We start from the raw sequence: 19,546 nt of genomic DNA, 5'->3' as shown, positions 1-19,546 counted from the left end.
ATTATTGAGGACGGAATTCCAACGCGGCATTCTTAACCACAGCGTAAACCGCCGGTGTCGGGGGTTTGGGAAAGCTGGCATTTGCGGTTGCCACTACAGCCGCACGGCAAAGTGCGGGATCACCGCCTTCAGCCCGGACATCTAACAGCATGCCATCCGGAGCCAACTTGAGTCGTAATGAGCATTCCTTGCCGGCGTAGACGCTGTCATATTGAAAATGACTTTGAATAGCCGCTGCGATCTGCGCGATATATCGGTTGATCTCTTGCCCAGGTGCTGGCGCCGTTTTACCTTGCAATCCAGCGAAAAGGTCATCGACTTCGCCTCCAGATACCTCAGGTTTAGCCGCAGTGTCCGTCCCCGAGCAGCCTGCTAACAACAGCGTTGCGATAACGAGCAATACTGCCGACAGGCGAGTTTCCGATCCTGAATTAACTTTTCTCATGATTCCCTTCCTTTTAGAACCGCCCTATCCGCTGTTGACGGGTGCCTGTTCAGAATGCAAAAAGCCCACGCAAGTGGGCTTTATCGTAAATCAGTTCTGCCGGGTTGCGTGCTTCATTTCTCGCTCGCCCGGCGATTGTGTTTTGACGGATAAAGGCGCAACGAATGCCTTCCACTCTTTGCCACCGGCCTGGTCTGCAGAGGCCTTGTTACGCGACTCGTCGTCGTCCTGTTGCCCCGCACAGCCTGACAGTACCATCACACCCAGAGCCATTATTAACGCTTTACGCATCTCTATCTCCCTATAGAAAAATTTTCGCAAATGATAACAAATCTCAACTCTTAGCGTTAGCTGAAAGCCGGCTGTGAATTATAATAAGAAAATATTATCATTGGCGTGATACCCCACTTCCCTATAAGCAGTGAGTTTCTGATAATCCATGTATCAATACCCTGAACATCTGACCGGTGAGGTCGCCAACCTGCCGCAGAGCTGCGGGGTTTATTTCTTTCACGGCGACAACGGCGCCCATCCCCTCTACATAGGCAAGAGCGTCAACATTCGCCGCCGCGTTCAGTCTCATCTACGCAATCCGCGCGAAGCTCGGTTGCTTGCCGCCACCCGCCGCATAACCTGCATCGAAACCGTTGGGGAGATTGGTGCGCTGCTGCTTGAATCCTCCCTGGTGAAACAGCAAAGCCCGCTCTACAACAAGCGGCTGCGTAAAATCCGCCGGCTATGCGCGCTGCAGGTACAGGACTCCCAAACGCGAATCGTATACAGCGATGCGCTAGACTTTTCCCGGACGCCTAACTTGTACGGCCTGTTTCTACGGCGTGCGGCGGCCGTCGATTTTCTGATCGACATTGCCGATCGGGAGCAGCTCTGCCTGACATACCTGGATATTGAAAAAGGACGCCCCGGACAACCCTGCTTTCGCCATCAATTAGGCAAATGCGCGGGAGTATGCTGCGGTAAAGAGACCCCACAAGCGCACCAGAGCAGGCTGCTTAGCGCCCTGGAGCAGGCCCAGGTGCGGCACTGGCCATTCCCCGGCAGGATCGCCATTGAGGAACGACAAGGGCCACTTAAAGCTTTTCATGTCATCAGCAACTGGTTCTACCTCGGTACGGCACCGACGCTGTCTGCCGCCGAAAAACTCAGTTTCCCGGCCGATGAGTTCGACCGAGACTGTTACCGTATTCTTTGTCGGCGGTTATTCCATGAAAGCCGTGAGCACATTCACTTGATTGATACGCCCTGACCCCTGCGTAAGCAGATTTATCCCTTTAAAAGTTCCATTATCAATTTTGCAGGGAATAAGCGCCGTGGTGTCTCGATAAATAGATAGAGTCAGGCCTAACTTGCGCCAGATCACTCAACTGAACATTCAGGCTGAATTGATGTGATTTTGCATACTACTGTCTAGCCTATCAGTAATGTTTTTTTGCGCATCACAGAGCACCTATATAGATGCTCTGTGATGGACAATAAAAACCGCCCGAAGGCGGTTTTTTTGTAGTTTAATAGTGATTATGTGAGGATCTGTCAGCTTAAAATATTACAGTGACTCAAAATGAGTATTGATTTGCGCATCAATACTAGTTGAGTCATTTAAAGTAAGGTCTTCATAGTTTTTAACATGGAAATCAGGTTCGTTTTCGTAAATAGTTACAAAAGCATATTTAGAATCACTATTTGAGAAAACCTCGTATTTTGCTCTCTTACCTGTAGAATTCTTGAGCATGAGCACTTTTTCTAATTCGTGTTTCACAGCAGGAATAAAATGCTCAAAGGCAGTATAAACCATGGCCTTAATCTCATAATACCCTTCAACCGATGTCATGAAATCAAGATACATGTACACTTGGTTATCAGAATAATTTATCTCGATAATCATGTGATTCGGATAAACGTTATTCCAATTAGTAAGCAGAGCTTTAAGTGCATCAAGATTTTCATCATCTTTTGCTGTTCCATATAATTTCACTGGGAAACTAATAATTTTAACCGCATCTTCTTTGTTCATAATATAGTCCTTAATCGTCTTTTTGTCGTAAATTTACACTGATATATACTGCAACACTGTTTTGGCAGCTTCATAAGCATATCTGAAAATAATGCTGATAAGGCGAACTCTACCTTCTATAGCGACTCACACAACAATAGATATTGGTGTCATTAAAGAAAAGGTCCTGAACCTAGGAGTTCATATACGTTTCATTTTCAGGCTGCCAAAACGTGATCACCTCCTATAGGGATTCTCTGTCTTATTCCTTGTCGGGGGAATTTGTGCATCAGGTGGGTACTGACGAGGACTAGGCCTGCGTCGCACCATTTGCATTTAACACGCGATAGAGCGAGTGACGGTACCGGTCTAACAACCTTATCTCTGGCCTATATGGTGGTGGGGCCGGGAATTTTCTTCCCATTGGTATCTTCCAACTGACAGATGCCCTGATTCAGCGTTAAAGGTGAAACCTGGTATACGAGTTACTCGTAACCGGACAGCCAGCGAATTAAGGAAGGCCTTGCCCAATGGGCAAGCACCATGCACAGAACTTGCACGACATGCGAAAAACAGAGCTTTGGAGAATAAATTGTCTGGGAGAAATGCCGGATGCGACTTTAGAGGAAGTCTGCTTGCGCTGGCTTGGAAAAAAGCAAACAAGAAGCCGATTGATACAGACAAGGTGATAATCGGCTTCTGGCTGAATTGTTTTGAAGGTGTGAAATTGAAAAATACAACGGAAGCGAAGATTTATACGACCGTGAGCAAAATGACAAACCGTGCGCATTATGGGAACTGGCTCAGAAGTACTTAGTCTCTGACTAAACTAGTCAAGGAGGCCCCGGAGTTCAAACACAAGCCAGTTGCTGTTGATACCAAGGCTGCTTATCTGGCTTTTATGAAGTCCCTTCTAAGAGCCACAGAGCGAGAATGGAAATGGTAAGACAGAGCACCAATCATCAAGATCCCCCAGCCTAAGAATAGGCGGATTAGATGGCTAGAACCTCATGAAGCACAACGTCTAATAGACGAGTGTCTAGAGCCATTAAAGTCAGTTGTCAAATTTGCATTAGTTACCGGATTACGACGCTCGAATATTCTCGTCTTAGAGTGGTCGCAGATCGACATGCAAAGGAAGGTAACCTGGATACACCCAGAGCAAAGTAAATCGACCAGGGCAATAGGTGTTGCCCTAAACGACACTGCTTGTAAAGTTCTGCGTGACCAGATTGGTCGCCATAGTAAATGGGTGTTTGTTCAAACAGAAATCAAGATTCATTCTTATGGAACAGTTGCACCGGCAATGGAGGAAAATGCGCGTTAATTCAAATACAGCTTGGTGGGTGGCGAAAAAACGCGCAGACATCGAGAATTTCCGATTTCACGATCTCAGAAACACATGGGCGAGCTGGTTAATTCAAGCAAGAGTCCCATTATCAATTTTGCAGGATATAGGCGGTTGGGAGTCGATAGATATGGTGTGTACGTATGCCTACACTGCGCCAGATCACTTAACTGAACATTCACACCAAATCGATACAATTTTTGCAGAGTGTGTCCCAATTTTGTCCCTCACTGAAAAATCGGAGGGGACAAATAACAGCTAACCATCTGATTTGTTAGTGGGTCGTACAGGGTTCGAACCTGTGCCCCATTGCTTGAGAGTCAACTGCTCTACCGACGGAGCTCACCACCCAACGACGTAAACTATTCTCTTCAGCCCCCTCGACGTCAAACGCTTACACCCATTAGTTTTTCTCATGCGACATTTCCAAGGCCCTGTTATATCAACAAGATAAGTCAGATCAGGGCTGTTAATCTGCTACGACGAGGAGTAATCTTCCGCCCCCAAGACGTCCGATTTGCCTCCTCGGTGTAAAGAACAATCGACTTTTATCCCTCGCATAAATGTTGTAAACATGTTGCACAAAGGTGGCGTTATTGCACTACCTTACTAAAGCCGGGCCAACCGGATAATCGTATAAAAAAGAGCCACTTCAGAGCTCGCTATTTCACTCATGACAGGTAAAACAGGACATCATCAGATGGTAGATCACTCTAAAATAGCCACAGACGCCGCGCCTGCGTCAGAAGATCATCTACGGCGAAACCTAACTAACCGACATATTCAACTGATCGCCATCGGTGGCGCCATCGGTACGGGTCTGTTTATGGGTTCCGGCAAAACCATCAGTCTGGCCGGCCCCTCCATCATCTTCGTGTACATGATCATCGGCTTTATGCTGTTCTTCGTGATGCGCGCGATGGGCGAGCTGCTGCTTTCCAATCTGGAATACAAATCTTTCAGCGATTTCGCCGCCGACCTGCTCGGCCCCTGGGCCGGTTTCTTTACCGGCTGGACCTACTGGTTTTGCTGGGTGGTCACAGGCATTGCCGACGTGGTGGCGATCACCGCCTATGCCCAGTTCTGGTTCCCGGGATTGTCGCAATGGATCGCCTCGTTGCTGTGCGTCTTGCTGTTGCTGGGCCTTAACCTGGCGACGGTGAAGATGTTTGGCGAAATGGAGTTCTGGTTTGCGATGATCAAAATCGTTGCCATTGTCGGGCTGATCGTCGCCGGGCTGGTCATGATCGCCATGCAGTTCCAGTCGCCTACCGGTACCGTCGCGTCGTTCTCACACCTGTGGAATGACGGTGGCATGTTCCCGAAAGGCATCAGCGGTTTCTTCGCCGGTTTCCAGATTGCGGTGTTCGCCTTTGTCGGTATCGAACTGGTTGGTACCACCGCGGCTGAAACCAAAGATCCGGAAAAAGTGCTGCCCCGCGCCATCAACTCCATTCCGATCCGCATCATCATGTTCTACGTGTTCGCCCTGATCGTTATCATGTCGGTCACGCCATGGAGTTCTGTGGTTGCCGACAAGAGCCCGTTCGTGGAACTGTTCGTGCTGATTGGCCTGCCGGCGGCAGCCAGCGTGATTAACTTTGTGGTGCTGACCTCCGCCGCCTCTTCCGCCAACAGCGGGGTGTTTTCCACCAGCCGCATGCTGTTCGGTCTGGCGCAGGAGGGCGATGCGCCCAAGTCGTTCGCCAATCTGTCCAAGCGGGCAGTGCCGGCTAACGGGCTGACCTTCTCCTGTATCTGCCTGCTGGGCGGTGTGGTGCTGATTTACCTGATCCCGAACGTCATGACCGTGTTCACGCTGGTGACCACCGTCTCGGCGATCCTGTTCATGTTTGTCTGGACCATCATCCTGTGTTCGTACCTGGTTTATCGCAGGAAGCGTCCGGCGCTGCACCAGAAATCGATTTACAAGATGCCGGCCGGCAAACTGATGTGCTGGGTCTGTATGGCGTTCTTCGTGTTTGTGTTGGTGCTGCTGACGCTGCGCGATGACACCCGCCAGGCGCTGATCGTCACGCCGTTGTGGTTTGTGATCCTGGGTCTGTCTTACGTATTCCTGCGTAAGAAGAAAGCCGCCTAATGCCACAGGGGGATAGTTCGCTATCCCCCTGAATATCCCCTCTTTTGGCGCCTAGCGCGGCCGTATTCCGTCGATAATCACCCTCTGCACGTTCTCTACCGTCTGCTGAAAAAACGCCTCATCTTCTAACGTTTTACCGGTTACCGCTTCTATCTGGACCCAAAAATCGGCGTAGTGCTGAGTGGTCGCCCACAGCATAAAAATCAGGTGATGCGGCTCTGTCGGCGCGATATGACCTTCGTCAATCCAACGCTCGATCATGGCGGACTTCTCGTCCACCAGCATCTTCAACCCACCCTGCAACTCCTGTTTCAGCAACGGCGCACCCTGGATCATCTCCAGGCAAAACAGCCGTGAAGCCTGCGGATGATGGCGCGAGACCTCAAGCTTCAGCCGTATATATTCACGAATGGCCTGCAACGGCTCCTGATCGGCGCGCAGCGCTTTCAGCGGCGCCAGCCAGACATCGAGAATGCCTTTCAGCACCGCTACGTAGAGTTCTTCTTTGGAGGGGAAGTAGTACAACAGGTTGGTTTTGGAAACGTCGGCGCGCTCCGCCACCTGATCCAGACTGGTGCCGTGAATACCGTACAGCGAGAAGAACTCCAGCGCCGCATCCATGATGGTACTGCGTTTTGCAGCTACCGCACGCGAGCGGCGCGTGGGCGGTTTAACGGCTTGTGGCTTCACTGCGGCTCCTTGGCACAATCTGACTCCGGCCAGCATAGCAAAGCCCTTGTATGAAACCCACGCTTTTACCTACCCCTTCCGGGGGATCTTTTGCACCTTTAATGAGCATGCGCGCCTGTTTTTTGTGCAGATAATTTTGACCAAATGGTCTGTTTTGGACCATCCACTCAATAACTGGGCGCCAAATAAACTATAACAATTTGATAAATAAACAATTTTAAAACATGGCATCGGGTTTGCTTTGGTTCAGGCAAGCAGCCTGTGATTGTCCCCTTCACTGACCCGAGGTATTCAAATGAAAATTGGCGTATTTATTCCGATCGGCAACAACGGCTGGCTGATTTCCAGCAATGCCCCACAGTACAAACCGACGTTTGAACTCAATAAAACCATCGTGCAGAAGGCCGAGCACTACAACTTTGATTTCGCCCTGTCGATGATCAAACTGCGCGGCTTCGGCGGCAAAACCGAATTCTGGGATCATAACCTGGAGTCCTTCACCCTGATGGCCGGGCTGGCTGCCGTAACCTCACGCATCAAGATCTACGCCACCGCCGCCACCCTTACCATGCCGCCGGCCATCGTCGCGCGTATGGCTTCCACCATTGATTCTATTTCCGGTGGGCGCTTTGGCCTGAACGTGGTGACCGGCTGGCAGAAACCGGAATACGAGCAGATGGGCATGTGGCCGGGTGACGAGTACTTTGGTCGTCGCTACGACTATCTGGCGGAATACGTCAGGGTGCTACGCGATCTGTGGGGCACCGGAAAATCCGATTTCAAGGGCGAGTTTTTCCAGATGGATGACTGTCGCGTCAGCCCGCAACCCCAGGCGGACATCAAGGTGATTTGCGCTGGTCAAAGCGATGCGGGCATGGCTTTCTCGGCCAAATACGCCGACTACAACTTCTGCTTCGGCAAAGGCGTCAACACCCCCACCGCTTTCGCCCCGACGGCTGCCCGGTTGAAAACTGCCGCCGATGCCGAAGGACGCAGCGTGGCCTGCTACGTGCTGTTTATGATCATTGCGGATGAAACCGACGAGGCTGCCCGCGCCAAATGGGAAAGCTATAAAGCCGGGGCCGATACCGAAGCCCTGGCCTGGCTCACCGAGCAGAGCGGCAAAGACACTAAATCCGGCGCTGACACCAATGTGCGCCAAATGGCCGACCCCACTTCCGCCGTCAACATCAACATGGGTACGCTGGTCGGCTCCTACGCCAACGTGGCGCGAATGATGGATGAAATCGCCACCGTGCCCGGCACCGAAGGCGTGCTGCTGACTTTCGACGACTTCGTGCAAGGCGTAGAAGACTTCGGCGAACGCATTCAACCCCTGATGAAAAGCCGGGCAGACGTTTGCCCACAAACTGCAGCAAGCCGTGAGGTGGCATGATGAAAATTGTTGAAAGCCAAACAGTGGTACGCCGCCAGTCACCGCAAGGCGGAGCGACGGTCACCCTGCCCGCCCGTCCGGAGGCCATCGCCTTTGCGCCGCAGGAAACCGCATTAATCGTGGTCGATATGCAAAATGCCTACGCCTCGCAGGGGGGATATTTGGATTTGGCCGGGTTCGACGTTTCGACCACCGCGCCGGTGATCGCCAACATCAAGCGCGCCATCACTGCCGCGCGCGCCGCGGGCATTAAGGTGATTTTTTTCCAGAACGGCTGGGACAACCAGTACGTCGAAGCCGGCGGTGAAGGCTCGCCTAACTGGCACAAGTCCAACGCGCTGAAAACCATGCGCCAGCGCCCGGAACTGATGGGCAAGCTGCTGGCCAAAGGCGATTGGGACTACGACCTGGTGGATGAACTGCAACCACAGCCTGGCGATATCGTGCTGCCGAAACCGCGCTACAGCGGCTTTTTCAACACCCAGCTCGACAGCCTGCTGCGCTCTTACGGCATTCACCATCTGGTGTTTACCGGCATCGCCACCAACGTTTGTGTGGAATCCACGCTGCGCGACGGCTTTTTCCTCGAGTATTTCGGCATTGTGCTGGCCGACGCCACCCACCAGGCCGGCCCGGCGTTCGCCCAGCAGGCGGCGCTGTACAACATCGAAACCTTTTTCGGCTGGGTGTCGGACGTCGACAGTTTCTGTGACGTTCTCGCCGCTCCGCTTAGCCAGACGGCATGAATCTTGCCTGTTTAAACCCAAAACAACCTTCACCAGGAGCGCGACAATGCCAAAAACAGTGATCACTCCACCGGGCACCGGCAAACCGCTGGCTCCCTTTGTTCCGGGCACCCTGGCCGACGGCGTGGTGTATGTCTCGGGTACGCTGGCCTTCGATAAAGACAATAACGTCGTTCACGTCGGTGACGCCGCGGCACAAACACGCCACGTGCTGGAGACCATCAAAAGCGTGATCGAAACCGCCGGTGGAAGCATGGACGACGTGACCTTTAACTCGATCTTTCTCACCGACTGGCAAAACTATGCCGCCATCAATCAGGTATATGCCGAGTATTTTCCCGGCGATAAACCGGCCCGCTACTGCATTCAGTGCGGGCTGGTGAAGCCGGACGCATTGATTGAAATCGCCACAGTGGCCCATATCGGCCGCTGAGCCATTGAGGATCGAGCATGTACTTTGAGATTTTGGGAAAAGATACGCCACTGGCGCCGACGCTGGTGCTGTCCGCAGGCCTCGGTGGCTCGGGTAGCTTCTGGCAACCGCAGATTGATGCGCTAACCCGGCATTTCCGGGTGGTCATTTACGATCACTATGGCACCGGCCGCAGCAAAGGCGTGGTACCGGACGGCTATAGCATGGCCGATATGGCGGATGAAGTAGCACAACTGCTGCGTTCGTTCAGTATCGAACGCTGTTATTTCGTCGGCCACGCGCTGGGCGGCATGATTGGCCTGCAACTGGCGCTCACCCAGCCGCAGTTGCTGGAAAAACTGGTAGTGGTCAACGGCTGGCCGGCGCTGGACAGCCAGACCCGGCGCTGCTTCCACGTCCGACAGGATCTGCTGCTTAACAGCGGCGTTGAAGCCTATGTGCGCGCCCAGCCGCTGTTTCTGTTCCCCGCCGACTGGCTATCGCAGCACGAAGCCTTGCTAGGTGAAGAGTTGCAGCACCAAACCGCGCATTTTCAGGGCACAGAAAACCTGCTGCGCCGCCTGAATGCATTGATTAATACCGATTTCCGCCCTCACCTTGCGGACATCACCACACCAACCCTGGCCTTGTGCGCTCGCGACGATCTGCTGGTGCCCTATCTCTGTTCGCATCAGTTGGCGGAAAGCCTGCCCAACGGCGAGCTGGCGCAGATGACCTACGGCGGCCACGCGATGAGCGTGACCGACAGCGAAACTTTCAACCGCACCCTGCTGGACTGGCTATTGAAAACGCCGAACGCCAGCAGCAGCCTCGCCCTCTAGCCCGGAGATACCTTATGCAAAGCCAAACAGGGTTTGCCGATGCACCGCTGCAACCAGCGTACGTAGAAAAACAAGACTTCCGCAATGCCATGGCCCGCCTGGGATCGGCGGTGAATATCATTACCACCGACGGCCCCGCAGGCCGCGCCGGTTTTACCGCCTCTGCGGTATGCAGCGTCACCGACACGCCCCCCACGTTGCTGGTGTGCCTGAACCGCTCGGCGTCGGTGTATGCGGTGTTCAAGCAAAACCAAACGCTGTGCGTCAATACGCTGGCGGCAGAGCACGAATCGCTGTCGAATCTGTTCGGCGGCAAAACGCCGATGGACATGCGATTCTCCGCCGCTCGCTGGTCTACGCTGGTGACCGGCGCCCCGATTTTGCACGGCGCGCTGGCTTCTTTCGATTGCCAAATCAGCCAGATTGTCAGCGTCGGCACCCACGACATTCTGTTCTGTCAGGCGGTGGCATTGGCGCGTAATGACCACAGCCACGGCCTGGCCTATTTTGACCGGCGTTATCACTCGCTGTTGAAACAATGATCGGCGCGTAGCCGCAACGCTCGCATCTGTAACCCTAACCTGCACCTCAATATTTTGGAGATGACGATGGCGAATATCTGGTTTCCCCAATGGCGGCTGAAGCAAGGCAATCTGGACGGTGCGGTTGTTGCGCCCGATGAACGGCTGCCAGTGACCCAGACGTTGGTGATGGGTTTGCAGCATGCGGTGGCGATGTTTGGTGCTACGGTGCTGATGCCTTTGCTGATGGGCTTTGACGCCAATCTGGCCATTCTGATGTCCGGTATCGGCACGCTGCTGTTTTTTCTGGTGGTCGGCGGTCGGGTACCGAGCTATCTCGGCTCGAGCGCGGCATTTGTCGGGCTGGTCATCACCCTGACCGGTTACAGCGGCCAGGGCGCCAACCCCAATATTGCCCTGGCCCTCGGTGGCATCATCGCCTGCGGGCTGGTGTATCTGCTGATCGGTTTCGTGGTGATGAGCGTAGGCACCCGTTGGATAGAGCGGCTGATGCCGCCGGTAGTGACAGGGGCGGTGGTCATGGCTATCGGCCTCAACCTGGCGCCCATTGCGGTGCGCAGCGTTTCAGCCTCCCATTTTGACAGTTGGATGGCGGTGGTCACTATCTTGTGTATCGGTTCGGTGGCGGTTTTTACCCGCGGGCTGATGCAGCGGTTGCTGATCCTGGTTGGCCTGATCGCCGCCTATTTGATTTACGTCGTGGCAACCAACGGTTTCGGCCTCGGCAAACCGGTAGATTACAGCGCACTGAGCCAGGCCCCTTGGTTCGGTCTGCCGCAATTCACCGCCCCGGTATTTAACCTGCATGCCATGCTGCTGATTGCCCCGGTAGCGATCATTTTGGTGGCGGAAAACCTCGGGCATGTGAAAGCGGTGGCGGGTATGACCGGCCGGGATCTTGACCCTTATATCGGTCGCGCGTTCGTCGGCGACGGGTTGGCGACAATGCTATCCGGCTCGGTCGGGGGCACCGGAGTGACGACCTATGCCGAAAATATCGGGGTGATGGCGGTCACCAAAATCTACTCCACGCTAGTGTTTGTCGCCGCCGCAGCGGTAGCGATTGTGCTGGGGTTTTCACCCAAGTTCGGTGCATTGATCCACACTATTCCCGGGCCGGTGCTGGGTGGTGCTTCGATCGTGGTGTTCGGCTTGATTGCCGTCGCCGGCGCGCGCATCTGGGTGCAAAACAAGGTTGATCTGGGGGATAACGGCAACCTGATTATGGTGGCGGTAACGCTGGTGTTGGGTGCAGGGGACTTTGCGTTAACCCTCGGCAACTTCACCATGGGGGGCATTGGCACCGCCACTTTCGGTGCCATTATCCTCAATGCGCTATTGCGCAACCGTAAAATCTTGCCACTGGCAGACAGCGCTACCCGTTAGCACCGCGGCCCGGCTTGCCGGGCCTTATTCAACCAACGCCGCCTTTGCTTTACGTCGAATACGCATTTCGCTGACCAGCACGCCCAATACGATCAGCGCACAGCCCAATAGCGCTACGCCCGGCAAACGCTCGCCTGCAATGCGCCCCACCAGCCCGGCCCACACCGGCTCGCCGGCATAAATGACCGTGGCACGGGTCGGCGAAACGCTTCGTTGCGCCCAGTTCATCGTCACTTGAATGATGGCGCTGGCCAGCCCCAGGCCGACTGCGCTGTAGAGCAGGTAATTGCTGTAAGGCGGTACCGACTCGCCGGTCGGTACCATCATCAGAAACGCCGCCAGCGAGGCCGTCGCCAATTGCACCACCGTCACCCGCTTAACGTTAACCTTGCCCGCATAGGCACCAATCAAAATGATCTCGGCAGCCATGCCCAGCGTGCCAATCAACGTCAGGATCTCGCCGATGCTAAGCGCCATATCGGCACTGCTTGGCGCGGCCAAGAGCATCAGGCCACTGAAGGCCAATAACACGCCGACCCAGGCCATAACGCCGGGGAAGCGCCCGAGCACCAACCACTGCAATAACGGCACCATCGGCACATACATGGCGGTGATGAACGCCGACTGACTGCTGCTGATGGTTTGCAGCCCCACGGTTTGCAGGCCGTAACCGAACATGATGGCGATACCGATAAACACGCCCGCTTTCAGCTCGTACCAGGTCAATCCGCGTAAGCTGCGCAAGGAGAATAACGTCAGCACCAGCGTAGCCGCAGCGAAGCGCAAACCCACGAAGAAGAACGGCCCGCTGACCTGCATCGCAAGATGGACCGCCAGAAAGGTTCCGCCCCAGATCATGGTGATGAAAATCAGCACCGCTTCCTGCCGCTTTATCGTGGGAATGAAAGTGAAAATAGAGGATTTTTTTACTGCAGACACCGGCTTGCCCTTCCTGCTGGGTGCAATATAATGCACAGATCCTGCCAGTATGAGGTAAAGCCCTGGGATGAGCAATACGGTGAACAGCGGTAAACATGAAGCGCCCAAGGTGTTGCAATACCTGAGCAGCAACCTGCGTGGCTATCGCCAGCAGGCGGGGCTAAGCCAGGTGACGCTGGCGGAAAAATCCGGCGTCAGCCGCCGCATGCTGGCCGGCATCGAGGCCGGTGACCGCAACGTCAGCCTGGCGGTGTTGGACAAATTGGCCGAGGCATTGAATATCGCCTTCACCGATCTGATCCAGGCTCCCGAAGCGCGCGGCAGCCATTTGGTCGGCGAATTGGCATGGCAAGGCGTACAACCGGCAAGTCAGGCTTTGTTTGCCGCCAGCGTGCCTGCTCGTCAGCGGGTTGAGCTTTGGGAATGGACACTGATGCCCGGCGAGCACTACGATTCTGTGCCGGATGCCGAAGGCTGGAGTGAAATAATCTACGTGATTACCGGCAGCCTGACGCTGGTGCTGGAACAGCAAACCCTGACGCTGGACGCCGGCCAAACCCAGGTGTTCAACAGCGATCAGCACTATGCCTACGCCAACCGCACCGATTTTCCGCTGCGCTTTATCCGTAACGTCACCTTCTAACCCGCATACTCAGCGGGTTGTCACCTGGCTGTCGTACAGATGTCATGCGCCTGTCGTGGCGGTCAACGGCCTCAACTCCTACACTTGGCCTCAATGAAGGTTCATTTTTGGAGCGTGCAATGCAAACTTACCGCATCCGGCAATTACGGCTGGAAAAAGGCTGGTCTCAGGAACAATTGGCCAGCATTGCCGGGCTTAGCACCCGTACCGTTCAGCGCCTTGAAAATGGCGAGCAGGCCAGCCTGGAAACCCTGACCGCGATAGCCGCGGCGCTGGAGTTACAGATTGGCGATCTCAACCAGCCGCCGCAACAGGAAAACAGCGACAGCAGCCAGGCCGAGCAGGCGATTCGCCGACAGGTGGAGGAAGAAGGCAGGCTGCTGCGCATGATAGTGAGGTTCGCATTTATCGCAGTGCTGTTGTTCGCCATTAACTGGTTTACTCATCCGCAATATCTGTGGTCGCTTTGGGCCATGGCCGGCATGAGTATCGCGGTGATTATGCGCGCGACGCGCACCCTGCTGTTACGCGACTTCTTCAGCCGTTGGCAACGCCAGCGCCTGGAGCAAAAGCTCAAGCGTCTGCACTGAGTTTCAGCCAGTCTGCCAGCCGGGACAGCGCGCTGCCCGGCCTGATTTCTTGCGGTGTCAGCAGACAATAACCGCTACCGTCCGACGTAAAACCAAAGGGGGCGCTCAGTAGCCCACCGGCCACATCATCCCGCACCTGCTGCCAAGGGCCAATAGCGACGCCTATCCCCGCCACCGCCGCCTGCAAGCTGAAGTAAAAGTGATCGAAACGCTGCTCTGGACAGCCTTCCAACGACACACTCTGCTGCTGAGCCCAATGCCGCCAGGCATCAGGCCGGGTGGCCGAATGTAACAGCACCGCATCGCGGCTCAACTGCGGCTGACCGGCGTGGAGGGAGATAAAACGCGGCAGCATTTCAGGCTTGCATACCGGCCCGACTTGCTCGTTGAACAGCCACTGGCTGTGCAGCTTATCGCCCCAGTCAAAATCGTTGCGCCGTAGGGCGGCGCTGATGCCGTCGTGAAACGAAAATGGCCCGCCGCCCGCGACCAACTGCAGATGGATGTCCGGGTGCGCCAACTGAAACGCAGGCAGGCGGGGTATCAGCCAACGCATCAATAGCGTCGGCTCACAGGACAATACCAGTGGTGCGTCCTGTGCCTGCTGCCGCAGTTGTTGCGCAGTCTGCTCCAGGATGCCGAATGCCTGCTGCGACGCCTGAAACAACGTCCGCCCGGCGGCCGTCAGATACACCCGCCGATGACGACGTTCAAACAACGCAATACCCAGCTCATCCTCCAGCGCCCTGACCGCACGACTCACCGCCCCGTGCGTCAGGTTTAAACTGTTCGCCGCCTGGGTGAAACTTTCCAGCCTGGCCGCCGCTTCAAAGCATCGCAATCCGCCCAATGACAGTGGCCGGCTTATTTTGCGTGAGTTTTTCTCACCGAAATCGTCAGTTTTCATCGTTTGTCACCGTTGGCCATTCCCTTTATAAATCAGCCACTCTATTCTGATTCATCTACAGGATTACTATGACCGAACTCATCGCTGTCGTCACCATCACTTTACTTGCCGTCATTAGCCCAGGGCCTGATTTCGCCATGGTGTCGCGCAACAGCCTGTTGCTTTCCCGTCGTGCCGGCGTGGTGACCGCTTGCGGCATTGGTGCCGGGGTGTTGATCCACGTGAGCTACACCCTGATCGGCGTCGGCGTGGTGATCCAGCAATCGCTGTGGCTATTCACCCTGTTGAAGATGATTGGCGCTGCCTACCTGATTTACCTGGGTGTCAGCATGCTGCGTAGTGCCGGTGCTGCCACGGTTTCTGCCGGCGCGGCCCCCACCGCCGCCAGCGATTTCGCCGCGCTGAAAACCGGCTTTTTAACCAATGCGCTGAACCCGAAAACCACCATTTTTGTCGTCAGCCTGTTTATGCAGGTGGTTAATCCACAGACGTCGCTGGCGGTGCAAATCGGTTACGGCTTGTTTATCGCCCTGGCCCATATCCTGTGGTTCAGCGCCGTTGCGCTGCTGTTTTCCGCGCCGAGCATCAATGCGCGACTGCTGCGCCTGCGTAAAGGCATAGACAGGGTATTCGGTGGCCTGCTGATTGCCTTCGGTGCGCTGCTGGCGATAGCCGGGATGAGATAAGGCCACAAGGCCAAGTTCCGCATTCACTCCTATGCTTAGGAAGCATCTCTTTCATCCACCACAGCGGAGAACGGAACATGGCGAAAATTTTGGTACTGTATTACTCAATGTACGGACATATTGAAACCCTGGCGAACGCGGTAGCGGAAGGCGCACGCAAGGTCAGTGGCGTAGAAGTCACCCTAAAACGCGTGCCGGAAACCATGCCGTCAGAAGCCTTTGCCAAAGCCGGCGGCAAGCAAGATCAACAGGCTCCTGTCGCCAGCCCGCAGGAACTGGCCGATTACGACGGCATCATCTTCGGTACCCCAACCCGCTTTGGCAACATGGCGGGCCAAATGCGGACCTTCCTCGATCAAACCGGCGGGCTCTGGGCTTCCGGCGCCCTGTACGGCAAGGTAGGCAGCGTATTCTCTTCCACCGGTACCGGCGGTGGTCAGGAGCACACCATCAGCTCAACCTGGACCACGCTGGCGCACCACGGTTTCATTATTGTGCCTATCGGTTACGGAACACCCGAGCTGTTTGACGTTTCACAAACCCGCGGCGGCACCCCTTACGGAGCAACCACCATTGCCGGTGGCGACGGTTCGCGCCAGCCCAGTGCGGAAGAGCTGGCCATTGCCCGCTTCCAGGGTGAACACGTAGCGAAAATCACCGCCAAGCTGAAAAGTTAAGCTATCACCTGCCCGATGGGGCCGCGGATTCCTTCGGCCCCATCTTGTTGCCAACCCCCGGCAAGGTTAAAATGCCGCTCAGCCTGCCATTCACTACCTGAACGTCACGGTCGAAATTCGTTCTGCCCGCCAATCACCGGCCTTTGCCCTGATGACGGGCGTTCTGTTTTTGCGCATAGCGAAGGGAAATAAGTCAGTGTCTAAAGATTTTGATGAACTAATAAGAGACATGGATCTTATTATTGAAAATGTAGACAGTTTCAAGGCTATGGCCCCGCGCGCACCCGAGCCCCCCGCAGCACCGCCTGCGGTTCATCACTACGATTCGTTCTGCGAGAATGTGGCGCTGAAAGTGGTGTTGAAGGTGCTGCTCTCGTCGGTGGATAAGATCGTCAAGGTACAGATTGCCAATAAGGTCGAGCAGGAAATTGCTCAAATAGAACAGCAGGTGGTACGTGCCGGCGGTGGGCCTGTGTCCCCCGAGGATCTGGCGCAAATGACGCAATACGTGCGTCGCACCGTAAACACCCTGTTGGAATAATCGCCATTGCGATTAAAAAACGTGCCAACCCTTTCAGGCGATATGAATTTTTACGTTATTTTTATATCGCCTGCCTTATTCTTTCAGGCTTAAAGAATAAATTGACTCATTGCCGTCAGGCAACTCGGGCGCAAGTATTATGGTCAAGAATAAGCAGATATTGGTCGTTATTCATCTTTGCAGTTTTTTAGTTTTCCTTTACAGCCTGTCAATGATTCCACCTCTGCTGGTGGCGCTGCTCTATAAAGAAAAAAGCGTTTTCTCCTTTTTCTATACCCTGGTGATTGCCGGATCGCTCGGTGGGTTAGGCTGGTTCAGCACCCGTCAGGCCAAAGTACAATTGCGTACCCAGGACGGTTTTCTGATTATCGTCATGTTCTGGCTGCTGTTTTCGATGATCAGCGCCCTGCCGCTGTGGCTCGATGACACGCTGAACGTCAGCCTGACGGACGCGATGTTCGAAGGCGTGTCCGGCATCACCACCACCGGCGCTTCGGTACTTAACGATGTCTCGGGCATACCTAAATCCTTTCTCTACTACCGTTCCCAGCTCAACTTTATCGGCGGCCTCGGCGTCATTGTGTTAGCCGTGGCCGTGCTGCCGCTGCTGGGTATCGGTGGCGCCAAGCTTTATCAGTCGGAAATGCCCGGACCATTCAAAGAAGAACGACTGACGCCACGGCTGGCCGATACCTCGAAAAACCTGTGGCTGATCTATCTCGGTCTGGGGCTGGCCTGTACGGTGGCTTTCCGCATTGCCGGCATGCCGTGGTTCGATGCCCTCTGCCATGGGATTTCCACCGTATCGCTCGGGGGATTTTCCACCCGCAACGAGAGCCTGGGCTATTACGACAGCTCGGCGGTCGAAATGGTCGGCGGTATTTTCTCCATTCTGGCCGCGGTAAACTTCACCCTGTATTTCGTTGCCGTAGGCCGCCGCAGCCTGAAACCATTGTATAAAAACCCGGAGCTGCGCTTCTTCCTGCTGGTGCTGTCGATTATCGTGGCGATTGTTTGCCTCGAGCTTTACCGTTCCGGCATGTACGGCGCCAAGGACTCCTTCGTGCATGGCTTCTTTCTCACCAGTTCGATGATGACCGATAACGGTTTGGCCACCGCCGACTATGCCAAAATGCCCTCTCACACCATTATGTTGTTATTGGCGGCGAGCTTTTTCGGTGGCTGCGTGGGCTCCACCTGCGGCGGCATCAAGGCGCTGCGTTTTCTGATCATGTACAAACAAAGCCGGCATGAGATCAACCAGTTGGTGCATCCCAATGCCGTTTACACCATCAAGGTCGGCAACGCGCCGATTCACGATCGGGTGTTACGGTCGGTCTGGAGCTTTTTCTTTCTGTACGTTTTTTTCAGCTGCTTCTTCATCTGGCTGCTGAACCTGATGGGCTATGATCTGGTGACCTCTTTCGCCACCGTGGCCGCCTGCATCAATAACATGGGGTTGGGCTTCGGCGAAACTGCCGCGGGGTTTGGTACGCTTAGCGATGCGGCGAAATGGTTGATGTGCGCGGCGATGCTGCTCGGCCGCCTTGAGATCTACCCCATGCTGATATTGTGCTCGCGTGCCTTTTGGCGTTTTTAAGGCTTTGTAGCCCGCCATTTACAGGCTGTTTTAATCCACCTTGCTGTACCAATGCTGACACATTCGTAACGTGAATGTGTTGCATTGTTGTATTCGTTTCACTGCGATAAGTTACAAATACTGTAAATACATACAGTATTATTATAACTTATTGAGGATATGAATATGCGTTTTAACAAGATGTTAGCTCTGGTAACCATCCTGTTTACCGCCCAGGCTTCCGCCGAGGCATTGGAATCTATCGACAACTGCGCGGTCGGTTGCCCCACCGGTGGCAGCAGTAACGTGTCCATCGTCCGCCATGCTTATACGCTGAACAACAACAGCACCACCAAGTTCGCCAACTGGGTGGCTTATCACATCACCAAAGACACGCCGGCCAGCGGGAAAACCCGTAACTGGAAGGCCGATCCGGCACTGAATCCGGCAGATACATTGGTACCGGCAGATTACACCGGTGCCAACGCGGCGCTGAAAGTTGACCGCGGGCATCAAGCGCCGCTGGCCTCACTGGCGGGCGTCTCTGACTGGGAATCACTGAACTACCTTTCCAATATCACCCCGCAGATGGCCGATCTTAACCAGGGCTCCTGGGCACGGCTGGAAGATCAGGAACGCAAGCTGATTGACCGGGCGGATATCAGTTCGGTGTATACCGTGACCGGCCCACTGTACGAACGCAATATGGGAAAATTGCCGGGCACCCAGAAAGCGCACACCATTCCCAGCGCTTACTGGAAGGTCATCTTTATCAATAACAGCCCGGAAGTGAACCACTATGCGGCGTTTCTGTTTGACCAAAACACCCCGAAAAATGCCGATTTCTGCCAATATCGCGTCACGGTGAATGAAATCGAGAAACGCACCGGGCTGATTATTTGGGCTGGTCTGCCCGACGACGTACAGGCTTCGCTGAAAGCCAAACCGGGCGTGCTGCCAGAACTGATGGGTTGCAAGAGCTAAAATAATGACCAATAACCCGCTACGGCGGGTTTTTATTGGTCAATATAATGACGGCGTCTGTGATTTAAATATAAACATTACTTA

The 19,546-nt window shown here is 54.6% G+C and carries 21 protein-coding genes, 1 tRNA gene and 1 pseudogene; 16 read left to right on the top strand and 7 right to left on the bottom strand.

Going from position 1 to position 19,546, the window contains the following annotated elements:
* Position 1: 1 nt before the first annotated feature.
* Positions 2–445: a cell envelope integrity protein TolA gene (tolA, locus tag AAZT04_RS04875; RefSeq protein ID WP_176983824.1), complete on the bottom strand. Its 444-nt coding sequence runs from the start codon at positions 443–445 to the stop codon at positions 2–4.
* 90 nt (positions 446–535) lie between these two features.
* A complete protein-coding gene (locus AAZT04_RS04870) occupies positions 536–736 on the bottom strand; it encodes a hypothetical protein (RefSeq protein ID WP_434679136.1) in 201 nt (66 codons plus the stop codon).
* A 148-nt stretch (positions 737–884) separates the two neighbouring features.
* Here AAZT04_RS04870 and AAZT04_RS04865 point away from each other — a divergent pair, with 148 nt between their 5' ends.
* A complete protein-coding gene (locus tag AAZT04_RS04865; protein WP_046373954.1) occupies positions 885–1,709 on the top strand; it encodes a hypothetical protein in 825 nt (274 codons plus the stop codon).
* A 297-nt stretch (positions 1,710–2,006) separates the two neighbouring features.
* On the opposite strand, the gene AAZT04_RS04860 is transcribed toward AAZT04_RS04865, so the two are convergent.
* On the bottom strand, positions 2,007–2,474 hold the full coding sequence (locus tag AAZT04_RS04860; RefSeq protein WP_048761997.1) for a hypothetical protein: 468 nt from the start codon (positions 2,472–2,474) through the stop codon (positions 2,007–2,009).
* A gap of 441 nt (positions 2,475–2,915) precedes the next feature.
* Between AAZT04_RS04860 and AAZT04_RS04855 the strand changes: the two are divergent.
* Positions 2,916–4,063, top strand: a pseudogene (locus AAZT04_RS04855) (site-specific integrase); the annotation flags it as partial.
* 16 nt (positions 4,064–4,079) lie between these two features.
* On the opposite strand, the gene AAZT04_RS04850 reads toward AAZT04_RS04855, so the two are convergent.
* Positions 4,080–4,152: transfer RNA gene (locus AAZT04_RS04850), tRNA-Glu, on the bottom strand.
* Between the two features lie 349 nt (positions 4,153–4,501).
* Between AAZT04_RS04850 and cycA the strand changes: the two genes are divergently transcribed.
* The gene (gene cycA / locus AAZT04_RS04845) at positions 4,502–5,902 is read left to right on the top strand and encodes a D-serine/D-alanine/glycine transporter (RefSeq protein ID WP_197820503.1); all 1,401 of its coding nucleotides are present in this window, start codon (positions 4,502–4,504) and stop codon (positions 5,900–5,902) included.
* 51 nt (positions 5,903–5,953) lie between these two features.
* On the opposite strand, the gene rutR is transcribed toward cycA, so the two are convergent.
* Positions 5,954–6,628: an HTH-type transcriptional regulator RutR gene (rutR, locus tag AAZT04_RS04840; RefSeq protein WP_122078385.1), complete on the bottom strand. Its 675-nt coding sequence runs from the start codon at positions 6,626–6,628 to the stop codon at positions 5,954–5,956.
* Between the two features lie 259 nt (positions 6,629–6,887).
* Between rutR and rutA the strand changes: the two genes are divergently transcribed.
* The 6 genes from rutA to rutG all read left to right on the top strand — a co-directional run bounded on the left by rutA (position 6,888) and on the right by rutG (position 11,916).
* A complete protein-coding gene (gene rutA, locus AAZT04_RS04835; protein ID WP_116690786.1) occupies positions 6,888–7,988 on the top strand; it encodes a pyrimidine utilization protein A in 1,101 nt (366 codons plus the stop codon).
* Entirely contained in the window at positions 7,988–8,734 is a 747-nt protein-coding gene (gene rutB / locus AAZT04_RS04830; RefSeq protein WP_261159096.1) for a pyrimidine utilization protein B, read from the top strand. Before rutA ends, rutB begins: the two co-directional genes overlap by 1 nt.
* 46 nt (positions 8,735–8,780) lie before the next feature.
* Entirely contained in the window at positions 8,781–9,167 is a 387-nt protein-coding gene (rutC, locus tag AAZT04_RS04825; protein WP_115059214.1) for a pyrimidine utilization protein C, read from the top strand.
* A 17-nt stretch (positions 9,168–9,184) separates the two neighbouring features.
* Complete coding sequence (gene rutD / locus AAZT04_RS04820; protein ID WP_115059216.1) at positions 9,185–9,988, top strand: pyrimidine utilization protein D; 804 nt, start codon at positions 9,185–9,187, stop codon at positions 9,986–9,988.
* 14 nt (positions 9,989–10,002) lie between these two features.
* Entirely contained in the window at positions 10,003–10,530 is a 528-nt protein-coding gene (rutF, locus tag AAZT04_RS04815; RefSeq protein WP_174574031.1) for an NADH-dependent FMN reductase RutF, read from the top strand.
* Between the two features lie 66 nt (positions 10,531–10,596).
* Positions 10,597–11,916 (top strand): pyrimidine utilization transport protein G, encoded by a 1,320-nt coding sequence (gene rutG, locus AAZT04_RS04810; protein ID WP_419226285.1) that lies wholly within the window; start codon positions 10,597–10,599, stop codon positions 11,914–11,916.
* A gap of 24 nt (positions 11,917–11,940) precedes the next feature.
* On the opposite strand, the gene AAZT04_RS04805 is transcribed toward rutG, so the two are convergent.
* On the bottom strand, positions 11,941–12,855 hold the full coding sequence (locus AAZT04_RS04805; RefSeq protein ID WP_046373961.1) for a DMT family transporter: 915 nt from the start codon (positions 12,853–12,855) through the stop codon (positions 11,941–11,943).
* A gap of 67 nt (positions 12,856–12,922) precedes the next feature.
* On the opposite strand from AAZT04_RS04805, the gene AAZT04_RS04800 reads away from it, so the two are divergent.
* Together AAZT04_RS04800 and AAZT04_RS04795 are read left to right on the top strand one after the other, a co-directional pair.
* Positions 12,923–13,498, top strand: a complete 576-nt coding sequence (locus AAZT04_RS04800) for a helix-turn-helix domain-containing protein (RefSeq protein WP_046373962.1) — start codon at positions 12,923–12,925, stop codon at positions 13,496–13,498.
* 119 nt (positions 13,499–13,617) lie between these two features.
* On the top strand, positions 13,618–14,088 hold the full coding sequence (locus tag AAZT04_RS04795; protein ID WP_020826196.1) for a helix-turn-helix domain-containing protein: 471 nt from the start codon (positions 13,618–13,620) through the stop codon (positions 14,086–14,088).
* Here the strand turns inward: AAZT04_RS04795 and AAZT04_RS04790 are convergent.
* Positions 14,072–14,995: a LysR family transcriptional regulator gene (locus AAZT04_RS04790; protein ID WP_434679130.1), complete on the bottom strand. Its 924-nt coding sequence runs from the start codon at positions 14,993–14,995 to the stop codon at positions 14,072–14,074. The two genes, AAZT04_RS04795 and AAZT04_RS04790, sit on opposite strands and share 17 nt — an antisense overlap.
* Before the next feature lie 68 nt (positions 14,996–15,063).
* Here AAZT04_RS04790 and AAZT04_RS04785 point away from each other — a divergent pair, with 68 nt between their 5' ends.
* From AAZT04_RS04785 to AAZT04_RS04765, 5 genes are all read left to right on the top strand, one after another.
* Entirely contained in the window at positions 15,064–15,681 is a 618-nt protein-coding gene (locus AAZT04_RS04785) for a LysE family transporter (RefSeq protein ID WP_434679128.1), read from the top strand.
* Between the two features lie 77 nt (positions 15,682–15,758).
* Entirely contained in the window at positions 15,759–16,358 is a 600-nt protein-coding gene (gene wrbA, locus AAZT04_RS04780; protein ID WP_261135171.1) for an NAD(P)H:quinone oxidoreductase, read from the top strand.
* A gap of 229 nt (positions 16,359–16,587) precedes the next feature.
* Positions 16,588–16,899, top strand: coding sequence for a hypothetical protein (locus AAZT04_RS04775; protein ID WP_020826192.1), 312 nt, complete (start codon positions 16,588–16,590; stop codon positions 16,897–16,899).
* 139 nt (positions 16,900–17,038) lie between these two features.
* Positions 17,039–18,499: a TrkH family potassium uptake protein gene (locus AAZT04_RS04770; RefSeq protein WP_020826191.1), complete on the top strand. Its 1,461-nt coding sequence runs from the start codon at positions 17,039–17,041 to the stop codon at positions 18,497–18,499.
* 165 nt (positions 18,500–18,664) lie between these two features.
* The gene (locus AAZT04_RS04765; protein WP_434679126.1) at positions 18,665–19,462 is read left to right on the top strand and encodes a DNA/RNA non-specific endonuclease; all 798 of its coding nucleotides are present in this window, start codon (positions 18,665–18,667) and stop codon (positions 19,460–19,462) included.
* The last annotated feature ends 84 nt before the right edge of the window (positions 19,463–19,546 follow it).

The sequence above is a fragment of the Serratia sp. Je.1.23.a genome, from assembly GCF_051129805.1.
GTDB classification, from domain to species: domain Bacteria; phylum Pseudomonadota; class Gammaproteobacteria; order Enterobacterales; family Enterobacteriaceae; genus Serratia; species Serratia liquefaciens.
This window is presented reverse-complemented; position numbering and strand designations above follow the sequence as displayed.